Raw genomic sequence first — 13,594 nt, 5'->3', positions numbered from 1 at the left:
AATGAGCAGCTTTCAGCGATTCGAGGACATAGAAGCCTGGCAAAAGGCCCGGGAACTGACAAAGGCAATTTACGCCATGTCAAACGACGGCCAGTTTGCTCGTGATTTCGGCCTGCGCGACCAAATTCGCCGCGCTTCGGTCTCAATCATGTCCAACATCGCTGAAGGTTTCGGCAGAGGCGGTAACAAGGAGTTCATCCAGTTCTTATCCACCGCCAAAGGCTCAGCATCCGAAGTGCAAGCCCAACTCTACGTCGCCCTCGACGCTGGCTACATAAACCAAGATCAATTCCAAAAACTCTATTCGGAAACCGAAGCAACGGCGCGGATGATCGCTGGACTGTTGCGGTATTTACAGAACAGCGACTTCAAGGGAGCCAAGTACAAATGAAACAGGACGAGCTTTTCAACTCAGAACACAGAACCCAGAACACAGAACCGCAACCGGTCACCTGTCTCGGCATCGAATTCCCAAGTGATGAAGCGCGACGCCAACACTTCACCGAGCTACTACGCGACCGGTTGCGCAACCCGGAGTTCCGCAAGATCGAAGGCTTTCCCATCGGCAGCGACGAGGACATCCTGAACCTGAGTGACCCGCCGTACTACACCGCCTGCCCGAACCCGTGGATCGCTGACTTCATCGCCGAGTGGGAGGCGCAGAAGCCGGAGCAGCCTGAAGGCTATCACTACCACCGTGAGCCTTTTGCGGCTGATGTAAGTGAGGGAAAATATGACCCCCTCTATAAAATGCACCCATACCACACAAAGGTTCCGCACAAGGCAATAATGCGCTATCTGCTGCGTTACACCCAGCCAGGAGATATTGTATTTGACGGCTTTTGCGGTACAGGAATGACTGGTGTTGCATCTCAATTGTGTGGTGATAGAGATGAGGTTATTTCGCTTGGATACCAAGTCAAACCAGACGGCATTATTTTGCAGGAAGAAATAGACGAGAATGGAAAAAAGGTTTGGCGGGAATTTTCCAAATTAGGTCCACGTTGGACAATTCAGAATGATCTCTCTCCAGCCGCAACCTTTATTGCATACAATTACAATTCACCAATAAATTCATCCGCCTTCGAGAAAGAAGCCAAACGGATTATACGCGAGGTTGAGAAAGAGTGCGGCTGGATGTATGAAACAATCCATTCTGACGGAAGGAAAGGAAAAATAAACTACATCGTTTGGTCAGATGTATTTGTATGTCCGGAATGTGCTAACGAAATCGTCTTTTGGCATGAAGCTGTAGACATTAATGGAGGAAAAGTTCTTGATGAATTTTCATGTAGTCATTGTAAAGCCGCATTGAACAAAAGAAGTTTGGATAGGGCTTGGTCAACCATTTATGACGAATCTCTGAATGATTCCATTCGTCAAGCAAAGCAGGTTCCTGTTCTTATCAACTATTCTGTCGGGACAACGCGGTGTCAAAAAGAACCAGATCAATCCGATCTGATTAAGATTGAAAAAATTCTGAAGATGCCATTAGCTAAATGGCATCCAACTGACCGAATGATTGAGGGCAGAGAAACAAGACGCAATGATCCGAATGGTATCACGCACGTACACCATTTTTATTACAAGAGCACGCTCGCTTCCCTGGCAACTTACAGGAGCAAAGCATCATCATCCATATACTGGAACATTCTTTCTGCTGTTGCCTTTCGAATTAATAAACGATACGGCTTGACATATCAAGCTGGGGTTTGGGGAGCTGGCGGTGGACCTACGAGTGGCACCTTGTATCTTCCTTCCTTGGTTAAAGATTTAAACGTCATTCAAATGCTCAAACAGGCACTTAAAAAGCACGTAGAGGCGTTCAAGTCCAAGAAACAAACATCGATAATAACGACCCAATCATCTACATCCATAAATATGCCGGACTGTTCGATTGATTATTTATTTTTCGATCCACCCTTCGGTGCAAATTTAAACTATGCCGAACTCAACTTTATTTGGGAATCTTGGTTGGGGGTAATTACACACAGAGAAAAGGAAGCCATTGAAGACAAAGGGCAGAAAAAAGATCTTCATGACTATAGAGTATTGATGACCTCATGTTTTTCAGAGGCATTCAGAGTACTAAAGCCAGGGCGCTGGATGACGGTTGAATTTTCTAACAGTAAGGCAGCTGTATGGAACGCTATTCAAAACGCTCTTACCGATGCTGGTTTTGTAGTGGCAAATGTATCAGTCTTGGATAAAAAGAAAGGTAGCTTCATTTCTATAACAACTACTACAGCCGTCAAACAAGACCTCGTTATCTCAGCCTACAAACCCAATGGCGGTTTTGAAGAGCGTTTCCAGAAAGAGGCACAAACCGAAGAAGGCGTGTGGGATTTTGTCCGTACGCATTTGCAGTATCTGCCGGTAATTAAGCAACAGGGAGCCTCGCTGCAGTTTGTCTCCGAACGTGATCCCCGCATCCTGTTTGACCAGATGGTGGCTTATTACGTCCGTAAGGGCTATCCCGTGCCGATCTCCAGTCAGGAGTTCCAGATCGGTCTGGCGCAGCGCTTCATCGAGCGTGACGGCATGTACTTCCTGCCAGACCAGGTGGCCGAATACGACCGTAAAAAAATGACCTCAGGCGAATTGACACAAATGGCCATGTTCGTTTGCGATGAGGCATCGTCGATCCAGTGGCTGCGCCAGCTCATTAGGGAGAAACCGCAGACTTTCTCCGACATCAATCCGCAGTTCATGCAGCAGCTCGGTGGCTGGAGTAAGAACGAGGCCCAGCTCGATCTGCGCGAACTACTGAACCAGAACTTCCTCTGCTACGACGGTAAAGGCCCCGTGCCCGAGCAGATCCACGCCTACCTCTCCACCAACTGGAAAGAGCTGCGCAACCTGCCCAAGGACGACCCGACCTTGGTCGCCAAGGCCCGCGACCGCTGGTTCGTGCCCGATCCCAACAAGGCAGGCGATTTGGAGAAACTGCGCGAGAAGGCACTGCTCAAGGAGTTCGAGGAATACAAAGAGGTCAAAAAGAAACTCAAGGTCTTCCGCCTGGAAGCTGTCCGCGCCGGATTCAAGAAAGCCTGGCAGGAACGCGACTACGCCGTTATCGTCGCCGTGGCCGACAAGATCCCCAACAACGTCCTCGAAGAAGACCCCAAACTGCTCATGTGGTACGACCAGGCGGTAACTCGGATGGGAGGGGAATAGTTATGCTCAAACAGTTACGAATACAGAACTTCAAAGGATGGAAGGATACCGGCACCATTCGCCTGGCCCCTATTTCTTTGATCTTCGGCGCAAACAGCTCCGGAAAATCCAGCATTGGTCAGTTCCTGATGATGCTGAAACAAACAGCTGAATCACAGGATCGCAAGGCTATTTTTTATCCAGGTGGTAAAAACAGTGTCGTTCAGCTGGGGTCGTTTCGCGAGATGGTCTATCAAAGGAATCTCGAAAATGAGATCGCCTTTGAATACGAGTGGGAGACATTTCAAAAATTGAAATTCAGGGACACCGTTTCACAGACTAATTTTACAGCTGATACGATCGCCTTTACTGCAAAGGTAGCAGGCGACAAAGACTCGGATAGTTTAAAAATCGAAGAATTAAATTACCACCTAAAGGAAGGCGAAGAATCTGTTTTGAAAGTTGGGATGAGCCCATCTGCAAAGAAACCAGGTCAATATGAGGTCAATTCTGAACAATATTCATTGATCAGAAACCCGGGCAGAGTCTGGTATCCAAGTCCACCAGTACGTTTTTATGGATTCCCTGATGAAGTGGTCAACTACTATAAAAACTCGGAATTTGTCCAAGATCTGAATCTCGCCCAAGAAAAGCTATTTAAGTCGATATGCTATCTCGGGCCATTAAGAATCAAAACGGAAAGACTCTACACTTGGGGCGGTATTACACCTGAAAGTGTTGGTTATTCAGGTGAACTTACCATCGCGGCCCTTCTTGCAAGCAAAAACAGAAAAATTAGCCTCGGATATAAAAAGCTTACCAAACCTTTCGAGGAAATAATTGCCGCAAGCCTAAAATCCATGGGGCTAATTGATAGCTTCAGGGTTAAAAAAATTGCTGAAAATCGCCAGGAATATGAAGTCAATGTCCAAACAAAAGGATCAAAAGACTGGGTAGATCTTCCCGATGTCGGGTTTGGCATCTCACAGGTACTACCGGTTCTGGTTCAATGTTTTTACGCACCTCCCGGTTCAATAATCATTATGGAACAGCCGGAAATTCATTTACATCCGAGTGCGCAATCTGCTTTGGCAGATGTGATGATTGACGTGATCAACTCAAGAGAAAACGGGACGGATAGAAATATTCAGTTGGTCATCGAGACCCATTCGGAACATTTTCTGCGGCGGTTGCAACGTCGAATTGCCGAGAACGTGGTTCCCCAAGAAAAAGTGTCGGCTTACTTTGCAAATATTGACAAGATCCCTCCTACACTCGACCTTCTGCAAATTGACATCTTTGGCAACATCCAGAACTGGCCGGAAAATTTCTTCGGTGATGAAATGGGTGACATCACTGAGCAGGCGAAGGCCGCCATGAAGAAGCGAATGCAGAAAGTCGAAAAGGCGGAGGCATCGGAATGAGCCTGCCGAAGAAATGTCTGGTGGATACCAATGTGCCCAAGACGGCCAATCTCGCCAACCAACCAGACCCGGACTCTGACGTACCCGAAGCGTGTGTGCTCGCATGTATTAATGCGGTTGAGCATGTCATCAAAAAGCGTTGCCTGGTTGTCGATGCGGGGGATGAAATCTTCAACGAATATCGGCAGCAGCTTTCTATGAAGGGTCAACCTGGTATTGGCGATGCTTTTATGAAATGGGTGAACGACCACCGTCATAATCCAGAATATTGCGATAGAGTGACCATCACAAAAACCGGTGATTCATACGATGAGTTCCCAGATCACGACGGACTGGAAAATTTCGATAAATCGGATCGTAAGTTTGTTGCTGCCGCAAATGCACATAAGGATAAGCCGCCAATTCTGCAGGCAACCGACAACAAATGGTGGGGATGGAAGGACTCCTTGGAGAAAGTAGGTATTACCGTTAATTTCCTTTGCCCTGAATATACGAAGATCAAATATGCGAAGTTCGCTGAATAGAGCGATATATGAAAGAAGATTTCTTCAAATTCCCCTCCACACCACATTTGGCAACGCTGGCTGGTGTTGACATCCGGGATGACAAGGTACTGTCGAAATCGGAGCGTGGTGAATTCTTGCAGCACAATCTTATTGTTGAGGAAAAGGTAGATGGCGCGAATTTGGGAATCTCTTTTGATTCGGAAGGAAATATTCGAGTACAGAACAGGGGCGCATACCTGCATTTACCTGGATCTGGTCAATGGAAAAAACTTGGCGATTGGTTGACGCCACGGGCCTGTACGCTGTTTGAGCATCTTTCCGACCATTTCATACTCTTCGGGGAATGGTGCTATGCTCAGCACTCGGTTTTTTATGACCGTTTGCCAGATTGGTTTCTTGGTTTCGATGTTTATGACAAACGATTTGGCCGATTTCTATCTTCAAAGCGCCGGGATGATCTCTTTACGGAAATGGGTGTTGCTCAAGTTCCTGTTCTCGCATTCGGGCACTTCGCGTACCCGGAAGTTCAAAAATTCCTATCGACATCAAAACTCAGCGAACAGCCTGCGGAAGGCATCTATCTTCGATTTGACCAAGACGACTGGCTGGCGCAACGGGCCAAACTGGTTCGTCCGGCGTTTATCCAGGCTATGGAGCAGCACTGGTCACGCTCCGTCATCAAGCCAAACAGGTTGAGACTGGAGGTTCAAGAATGAAATCTTCCAGTGGTGCCCAGAAGTGGCAATTCAGCACCGTTCATAACAGCGCCTGCAAGGTCATCGAAGAACAGACCTTGTGGGGGCAGACGGTGTGCCGTGTCTGGTTGCCGAACCAGGACGCGGTGGTGCGCGTGCCCCGCTCCGCCTTGCGGCCGCTGAGTGCCGATCTGCAGCCGGAGATCGAGGCCGGTCGCATTGCTTATGTGGCCGCCGCCGCCAAGGTGGCCGAGGTGCTCGAAGGCTCCACCAGCGCCATCGACGGCCATGTGCTGCTGGCTCCCATGGAGTCCAACGTCATTCCGCTGCCGCACCAGATCCACGCCTTGTCCCGGGCCATCTCCGGCGACCGCGTGCGCTACCTGCTGGCCGACGAAGTGGGTCTCGGCAAGACCATCGAGGCCGGGCTGGTCATGCGCGAACTCAAGCTGCGCGGGCTGGTGCGTCGGACATTGGTCGTCTCGCCGAAGGGAATCGCTACCCAGTGGGTGGCGGAAATGCAGACCCATTTCAATGAACAGTTCCAGCTTGTGCTGGGCGACGACATTGGCACATTACAACGCCTGGCTTCAGGGACGGACCAGCGGAACTCAGCCTGGTCGATGTTCGATCAGGTCATTGTCTCTCTGGATTCGGTCAAGCCCATGGACAAGCGACGCGGCTGGACCGCCGAGCGCGTTGCCGAATACAACCGCAGCCGGTTCGAGGATCTGATTACCGCTGGCTGGGACCTGGTGATCGTGGACGAAGCGCATCGGCTGGGCGGCAGCACCGATCAGGTCGCCCGCTACAAACTCGGCAAGGGCCTGGCGGAGGCCGCGCCCTATGTGCTGCTCCTTTCGGCGACTCCCCACCAGGGGAAGACCGACGCCTTTCATCGCCTGATGAACCTGCTGGATGATGACGCCTTTCCGGACATGGACAGCGTCTCCCGTGAGCGGGTGGCACCGCATGTCATCCGCACCGAAAAACGCAAGGCCATCGATGCCGACGGCAAGCCGCTCTTCAAACCCCGGCGCACACAGATGGTCCCGGTGGCCTGGGAGAGCCGCCATCGCCTGCAGCAACTCCTCTATGAGGCGGTGACTGATTATGTCCGCGAGGGCTACAACCAAGCCCTGCGCGAGAAGAAACGCCACATCGGCTTCCTGATGATCCTGATGCAGCGCCTGGTGGTTTCCAGCGCCCGGGCGATCAAGACGACGATTGAGCGCCGTCTTGAAGTGCTGAGGACTGAGCAACGAGGACTGAGTGAAAAATCAGAGACCCTTTTCGATTCGGAAGACTCAGCCCTCAGTCCTCAATCCTCGGAACTGATTTATGACATGGACGGCCAGGAGCTGCTCGATGAGCTGCTGAAATCCCATGTGTCGGCCCTGCAGAGCGAAGGCAGCCATGTGGAGACCCTGCTGGATGCGGCGGTTCGCTGCGAACAGGCGGGACCGGACGCCAAGGCCGAGACGTTGATCGAGTGGATCTACGAACTGCAGGCCGAGGAAAACGAGCCGGACCTGAAGGTGTTGATCTTCACCGAGTTCGTGCCGACCCAGCAGATGCTGAAGGAGTTTCTGGAAGCCCGGGGGATCTCGGTGGTCACCCTGAACGGCTCCATGGATATGGAGGAACGCAAGCAGGCCCAGGACGCCTTCCGCAAATCCCACCGCGTGCTGGTTTCCACCGATGCGGGCGGTGAGGGTCTGAACCTGCAGTTCGCCCATGTCATCATCAACTACGACATCCCCTGGAACCCGATGCGGCTGGAACAGCGAATCGGTCGCGTGGATCGTATCGGCCAGCCCAAGACGGTGCGTGCGATCAACTTCGTGTTTGAGGATTCGGTCGAGTTCCGGGTCCGCGAAGTGCTGGAGCAGAAGCTCTCGGTGATCTTCGACGAGTTCGGCATCGACAAGACCGGCGATGTGCTTGACTCCGCCCAGGCCGGTGAACTGTTCGAAGATATGTTCGCCTCGGCCATCCTTAATCCTGGCGGTATCGAAACCTCCGTCGATCACACGGTGGCCAGAATCCGCGATGAGATTCAGCAGGTGCGCGAGTCCTCCGCCATCTATGGCATCTCCGAAGAGCCGGACGTGCAGACGGCTGAGCGTCTGCGCTCCCATCCGCTGCCCCACTGGGTGGAGCGGATGACGGTGGGCTATCTCAATTCGCACGGCGGCACGGCCGGCCGTAAACGCTCTTGGTGGGATCTGACTTGGCCGGACGGTCAGGAACATCGCAAAGCCGTGTTCAACGCCCGGGAAGCGAACCGCCTGACCGACGCAACCCTGCTCAATCTCGAAAACAGCCGTGTCCGTGGCCTTGCCCTGAACCTGCCGCAGGTCGCGGCTGGCCAACCTTTACCTTGCGTAACCGTAAGCGGACTGCCAGCCAGTATTTCCGGGCTCTGGGGTCTCTTTGAGATCCGCCTTCAGGCCGGGAGGCACCAGAAGACACAACTCCTGCGCATCCCCATGGTGCGGCGGGGATATGTCAGTGTGTTCCTGAGCGAGGAAGGCAAACTGTTTCTGCCCACGGCTCGGCACATCTGGGATGCGCTGCAGACAGCCGAAACTCAGGTGCAGGCAACCCTCGGCCAGGAGGAATCCATCACCGCCCATGAGCGCTTGCAGATTGCTGCCGAACAGGCCGGACAGGAGCTGTTCGACGCCCTGCAGCAGGCGCACATAGCTTCTGTGACCCGGGAAGAGGAGCGCGGCATGGTCGCCTTTACCTCACGGCGGAAGGCCATCGAGCGGGTGGGGCTGCCCGAAGTGCGCCAGTACCGTCTGGCCCGCTGCGCTGCCGAGGAAACTGAGTGGCGGCATGAACTGCAATCAGCGCGGCAGATCGTACCGGAAATCCGGTCGCTGCTGATGCTGCGCATCGTCAAGGGAGGCGTTCAATGAGTAGCTGGCGAGACGCTATCCTGAATGACTTCGTCCCCAACGTCAGCAAGCTGACCCTGGTCGCGGACCCGGATGGTCTGCTGACCGAGGAAAAACTGGCGCTGGGGCTTCGGGAGCGTGGGTTCGAGCTGATCGAGTTCAGTGACCCGGTCGAATTCAGATATGCCTATGAGTCCAAGTACCGCTCGATCTGGGATCAAGGCGAACATACCGACCTGGTGGTGATTCTCCGCTTGCAGGATGCCGAGCTGGAATCCCTGCCCTACGACCTGCTCCAGGCGGGTCGCAAGCTGTCGTTCAACCTGGGGGATCTCTTCCCCAACCTGAGCTATCCGGTCATCGAGAAGCTCGACCGAAGCCTGTTGGACGCGCTGTTCGAGGCCCAGCGTAAGTCGCCATCGGATCGCATGGGCGACAACGCCACCAAGGATTTCATTCTCCGTCATGTGTTCGGCATTGCGGCGGAACTTATTGCCAACGAGGTGGAGTTGTTTCGCGCCTTGCTGCGCCTGCACTACGGCAAGCTCCAAATCCCGCTGATGCTGGCCGAGCGGCTCATCCAGGTTCTCAAAGGCCATGATGGGTTCAAAGCCTGGCCGCTCTCCGAGATCGTTCCGGACGATGAGGCCTTCTTCGCCTTTTTACAGGAACGCTGGCCGCTATTTCTTTCCAGGCTGGGTAGCGCCAACAAGGCATGGGAAGATTCGCCTGAATACGGGCTCAAGTATCCCGGCCCTGATCACCTGCCGTTCGACCATCAGGACATCAAGGTCTACATCGACAACCTGTTCCTGGAGGGGAAACTCACCCCTGTCCCGGCCAAGGGCATTCAAGTGGATGCCGGGTCCTGGGTCCGAAGCGGTATCGCCACGTCCGGCGTGGACGATGACGAGCTACGGATCTCCCGCCTGTTTGGCCTTGTCGAGAAGGAACTGCCCACTGCGGAGGCCCGTTACTCGATCTGGACCGCCTTCGCACTGAAATGGGCCGAACTCTCTTCGCTGGTTCATTGTGGCAACAGCGCCGAGTATCAGACCCGACTCAGGGAAATCGGCGACACACTGAACACGACCTTTGCCGGTTGGCTGGCCGACCACTACTCCAGTCTGATCAACTTGCCGCCGACCAATCCGGCCATGCTGCACCATGTGCCGCGCCGCCTGGCTCGGGATATCGAGGACTCCGGTAGCTGCCGTGCCGCGCTGATCGTGGTCGATGGTCTGGCCCTCGATCAGTGGGTGACCATCCGCCAGCTTCTTCAAAAGCAGGACGGCAATCTGGTCATGCGCGAATCCGCGACCTTCGCCTGGATTCCGACGCTCACCTCGGTATCGCGGCAATCGATCTTCTCGGGCAAGCCGCCGCTCTATTTCCCGTCATCCATCAACTCGACCAACAGCGAAGAGAAACTCTGGAAGCAGTTCTGGGAAGGCCATGATCTGTCCCGGTTGGATGTCGCTTACCATCGCGGCCTCGGCGACGGAGATGCTGCGGGCATCCTCGACTCCTTGATCAATCCCGGGAAGACCAAGGTGGTGGGGCTGGTCGTGGACAAGGTCGACAAGATCATGCACGGCATGCAACTCGGCTCGGCCGGGATGCACAACCAGATCAAGCAGTGGTGCCATGCCGGGTTTCTTTCCGCGCTGGTCGGCCAACTGTTGGATTACGGCTATGAGGTCTGGCTGACGGCCGATCACGGCAACATCCAATGCGAAGGCAAAGGCCGCCCGTCTGAGGGTGTGATTGCCGAAACTCGCGGCGAGCGTGTTCGTGTCTATCCCACGCCGGAACTCCGCGCTCAGGTAGCTGGGGCCTTCCCGTTTGCCCACGAGTGGCAGCCAGTTGGATTGCCGGCAAATTATTTCCCTCTGGTGGCCGGTGGCCGCGACGCATTCGTGAACCCGGGAGATGCCATCGTAGGTCACGGCGGTGTAGCCATCGAAGAAGTCATCGTGCCCCTTGTGAAGTTTGAAAGGAGAACACGGTGATGGGCAAAAGACACGAAGCCATTGGCATCAAGCAGGCGATTCGTTTCGAGTGGATGCAGAAGGCAGCCAATCTGCTGCTGGCGGGGCTCGACGCCAAAGCCATCCGCCAGGAGCTGCATGAGTTCCTCGCGGACAGAAAAGGCAACGGCTCAGAGGGCGAGCGAAGCGATCAGACCCGGACCTTCGTGGTCAACAACCTGATGAAGATCTGGGTCTCTCCTGACCCCGAGTTGATCCCGTTCCGGGATGCCTCGCTGGCGTTTCTGCGGGAAAACCCGTCCATGGCCCTGGCGGTTCACTGGGGGATGATCTCGGCGGTCTATCCGTTCTGGTTCAACGTGGCCCGCCAGACCGGCCGTTTGCTGGCCTTGCAGGATCAGGTGACCCAGGCGCAGATCATCAACCGGCTCAAGGAACAGTATGGCGATCGGCAGACGGTTTTTCGATATGGTCGTTATGTATTGCGGTCATTTGTGGCATGGGGGGTGCTGCAGGATGTTGATGCCAAGGGCTGCTATGAGAAAGCTGCCCCGGTGAGCATTGCCGAGCCCAACCTGGCCATCCTGATGTTCGAGTCCGCACTTTTGGCCACCCCTGAGGCCAGGGGTGCATTGGGGCTGCTCCTGAACAACCCGGCATTCTTCCCGTTTCAGCTCCCAGTGATGACCGGTGATTTTGTCTCCCAGCGCAGCGAGCGTATCGACGTAGTTCGCTATGGACTGGACGACGAACTGTTGAAGTTGAAAGATGGTTGACCAAGTGCTCTTACCTTTTCTATTTCCCAGGGGTCAGATGATTGTGTCGTCCACGTCTAAAAAATCCGCCCATTAATCGCCATGATTATTTTCAAGATGAAAACACGTTGGATTGTGCAATCCAAAAGCTATTTTATTGGTCAAAAAAATTCGTTCCGATCTATAAAAAATAGATTACATGTGAATTATATTTTCTGCATGAATTTACCTAACTACTATCTGTTCGGAACATATAGTTTAATTACCAAACATTCCGCACAATTTCCATTAATTTTACGGTACTTAACATGTTAAGTTTTTTAATAACTTTTTCTCTATTATGTTAGGTACTTTAAGTCTCTTTTTTTTAAAAATTGAATGGTCAAAGTGCCAAACCACAATTCATACCAAACACTCGTTCGGTTTTTGAAAGTAATTCTGCTTATTATGTTAGGTACTCGACTATCGATTTCCGCATAAGGGGCCTACGGAAGGGTCCAAGTGTGTTTCAGCCCGCCCGCGATTCGGTGGGGATCAAACGAGCCGAATTGTCGCCCATACTATACCTATGATGTTAGGTCCGCAGCGCCCTCCCCAGTCCGTTTTCTTGTTGATTTACGCCACCTTGGCCTTTCGTCCATTGAATCTCCCTCTTTTGAGTTCGACTTTTTTCGGGTGGTGGTCGATATGCCCGAAATGCGACTCAGTCGTTCTCCAGGTCGACTATCTCGCATTTGAGAAAACCGGGAGGGATCGAGAAACGCCAAATGCGACTTAGTCGTTCTCCAGGTAAGCGTCAACCGTAGCCATCTTGTTGAGCCTGCAGGCGTCGGCTAAGCTGGCCTCCATGGTATTTCTCCCAAGGAGGTTGTCCGATGCCGGACCTGAAGCAGGAATGGACAGATAAAATTACCGCCTGGCGCGAGAGCGGCCAGAGCATCGCCGCCTGGTGCCGGCATCATGAAGAAAGCTACTATCGCTTCATCTACTGGCGCAAGCGCCTGGGGCCGAAACAGGAGAAGGCAGGTCGCTTTGTCGAGCTGACCCTCGGGCCCTCGTCGCTGCTTCTTTCCTGCAACGGCATGACCCTGCATATCGAGCGCGGATTCGATCCTGAGTTGCTGCGGGATGTGCTGTCGGTTTTGCGAGCGGTGTAACCGGTGCGTCCCACGGGCTGTCAGCCGATTCTGTTGTACGACCAGGCGGTCGACATGCGCAAGAGCTTCGAGGGGCTGAGCGCCCTGGTCGAGGCCGCTTTCCCCGGAAAGCTTCTGACCGGCTCGCTGTTTCTGTTCCTCAACCGCCGCCGGAATCTGATCAAGATCCTGGCCTGGGAGGGCGACGGTTTCGCCATCTGGTACAAGCGGTTGGAGCAGGGCACCTTTCCGGACTGCTTTCCCGGCCGCCGGGAACTGACCCGACAGCAGTTTGTCCTGCTTTTGGAAGGGATCGTTCCGAAGCGCTTAAGCCGGCGTTTTTCCTTATAATGTGGGCTCTTTTGGCTTCGAAAACAGGGGCAAACATGCTATATTTCCGGCATGTTAACCTCGTCAAAACTCACCGATAATCTGCAGGATCTGGTTCGCCGGCAGGCGCAATTGATCGAGCAGCAAAGCGCGCAGATTGCCCTGCTGCAAGAGCAGTTATCCTGGTTGAAGAAGCAGCTGTTCGGCGCCAAAAGTGAGCGGATCGTGGCCGACCTCGGGCAGCAGAGTCTGCCCTTCGCCGAAGCCGAGATAGTGGCGGCTCCCGCTGCCGAGGCGACGGAGGAGATCCGCTACCAGCGGCACAAATCCGCTAAGAACCGGGGCAACGACACGATCTCCTATCCTGACGATCTGCCCGTCGAGCGCCGGCTTCTCGATCTGCCCGAAGACGAGAAGATCTGTGCGGAGACGGGCGAACCGCTGGTTCGCATCGGCGAGGAGATTACCCGCAAGTTGGCCCGCAAGGCGGAGCAGTTCTTTGTCATCGAATATGTCCGCCCCAAGTACGCCTCCCGCAAAGACCCCGATCAGGGGATCCTGACGGCGACGCTGCCCGACAGCGTCATCGCTCGTTGTCCGGCGGATGAAAGTCTGCTGGCCTCGATTTTAACGGACAAGTACGCCGATCACTTGCCGCTCTACCGGCAGGCGCAGATGTTGCGACGCAGCGATGT

General features: G+C 53.8%; 11 protein-coding genes. All 11 read left to right on the top strand.

Annotated features, from left to right (window positions below):
- Window position 1: 1 nt before the first annotated feature.
- A complete protein-coding gene (locus tag BQ4888_RS06415; RefSeq protein WP_092055242.1) occupies window positions 2-391 on the top strand; it encodes a four helix bundle protein in 390 nt (129 codons plus the stop codon).
- Complete coding sequence (locus BQ4888_RS06410; RefSeq protein WP_092055239.1) at window positions 388-3,177, top strand: DNA methyltransferase; 2,790 nt, start codon at window positions 388-390, stop codon at window positions 3,175-3,177. The genes BQ4888_RS06415 and BQ4888_RS06410 overlap by 4 nt, the downstream gene beginning before the upstream one ends.
- A gap of 2 nt (window positions 3,178-3,179) precedes the next feature.
- Entirely contained in the window at window positions 3,180-4,580 is a 1,401-nt protein-coding gene (locus BQ4888_RS06405; protein WP_092055235.1) for an AAA family ATPase, read from the top strand.
- Window positions 4,577-5,104 (top strand): hypothetical protein, encoded by a 528-nt coding sequence (locus BQ4888_RS06400; RefSeq protein ID WP_092055232.1) that lies wholly within the window; start codon window positions 4,577-4,579, stop codon window positions 5,102-5,104. The genes BQ4888_RS06405 and BQ4888_RS06400 overlap by 4 nt, the downstream gene beginning before the upstream one ends.
- A gap of 8 nt (window positions 5,105-5,112) precedes the next feature.
- Entirely contained in the window at window positions 5,113-5,802 is a 690-nt protein-coding gene (locus BQ4888_RS06395; protein ID WP_205748053.1) for an RNA ligase family protein, read from the top strand.
- Complete coding sequence (locus BQ4888_RS06390; protein WP_092055229.1) at window positions 5,799-8,708, top strand: DEAD/DEAH box helicase; 2,910 nt, start codon at window positions 5,799-5,801, stop codon at window positions 8,706-8,708. The genes BQ4888_RS06395 and BQ4888_RS06390 overlap by 4 nt, the downstream gene beginning before the upstream one ends.
- Window positions 8,705-10,699 carry a BREX-3 system phosphatase PglZ gene (gene pglZ / locus BQ4888_RS06385; RefSeq protein ID WP_092055226.1) on the top strand — a complete coding sequence of 665 codons (1,995 nt, stop codon included), beginning with the start codon at window positions 8,705-8,707 and terminating at the stop codon, window positions 10,697-10,699. Before BQ4888_RS06390 ends, pglZ begins: the two co-directional genes overlap by 4 nt.
- Window positions 10,699-11,454, top strand: a complete 756-nt coding sequence (locus BQ4888_RS06380) for a hypothetical protein (protein WP_092055223.1) — start codon at window positions 10,699-10,701, stop codon at window positions 11,452-11,454. The genes pglZ and BQ4888_RS06380 overlap by 1 nt, the downstream gene beginning before the upstream one ends.
- 854 nt (window positions 11,455-12,308) lie before the next feature.
- Window positions 12,309-12,590, top strand: coding sequence for an IS66 family insertion sequence element accessory protein TnpA (gene tnpA / locus BQ4888_RS06375; RefSeq protein WP_092055220.1), 282 nt, complete (start codon window positions 12,309-12,311; stop codon window positions 12,588-12,590).
- A gap of 3 nt (window positions 12,591-12,593) precedes the next feature.
- A complete protein-coding gene (gene tnpB / locus BQ4888_RS06370; RefSeq protein WP_140396608.1) occupies window positions 12,594-12,920 on the top strand; it encodes an IS66 family insertion sequence element accessory protein TnpB in 327 nt (108 codons plus the stop codon).
- Window positions 12,921-13,031: 111 nt separating this feature from the next.
- On the top strand, window positions 13,032-13,594 hold a 563-nt coding region (locus BQ4888_RS06365), incomplete at its 3' end, for an IS66 family transposase (RefSeq protein ID WP_170232982.1).

The sequence above is a fragment of the Desulfuromonas acetexigens genome, from assembly GCF_900111775.1.
In the GTDB taxonomy this organism is placed as follows: domain Bacteria; phylum Desulfobacterota; class Desulfuromonadia; order Desulfuromonadales; family Trichloromonadaceae; genus Trichloromonas; species Trichloromonas acetexigens.
The sequence above is the reverse complement of the archived record's forward strand: the minus strand, read 5'-3'. Positions and strand labels throughout refer to the sequence as shown.

Excerpts from the sequence above, each read along its gene's own strand:
- BQ4888_RS06400 (WP_092055232.1), top strand. The coding sequence starts at position 4,577 with ATGAGCCTGCCGAAGAAATGTCTGGTGGATACCAATGTGCCCAAGACG.
- BQ4888_RS06405 (WP_092055235.1), top strand. The coding sequence starts at position 3,180 with ATGCTCAAACAGTTACGAATACAGAACTTCAAAGGATGGAAGGATACC.
- BQ4888_RS06415 (WP_092055242.1), top strand. The coding sequence starts at position 2 with ATGAGCAGCTTTCAGCGATTCGAGGACATAGAAGCCTGGCAAAAGGCC.
- pglZ (WP_092055226.1), top strand. The coding sequence starts at position 8,705 with ATGAGTAGCTGGCGAGACGCTATCCTGAATGACTTCGTCCCCAACGTC.
- BQ4888_RS06380 (WP_092055223.1), top strand. The coding sequence starts at position 10,699 with ATGGGCAAAAGACACGAAGCCATTGGCATCAAGCAGGCGATTCGTTTC.
- BQ4888_RS06390 (WP_092055229.1), top strand. The coding sequence starts at position 5,799 with ATGAAATCTTCCAGTGGTGCCCAGAAGTGGCAATTCAGCACCGTTCAT.
- BQ4888_RS06410 (WP_092055239.1), top strand. The coding sequence starts at position 388 with ATGAAACAGGACGAGCTTTTCAACTCAGAACACAGAACCCAGAACACA.
- BQ4888_RS06395 (WP_205748053.1), top strand. The coding sequence starts at position 5,113 with ATGAAAGAAGATTTCTTCAAATTCCCCTCCACACCACATTTGGCAACG.
- tnpA (WP_092055220.1), top strand. The coding sequence starts at position 12,309 with ATGCCGGACCTGAAGCAGGAATGGACAGATAAAATTACCGCCTGGCGC.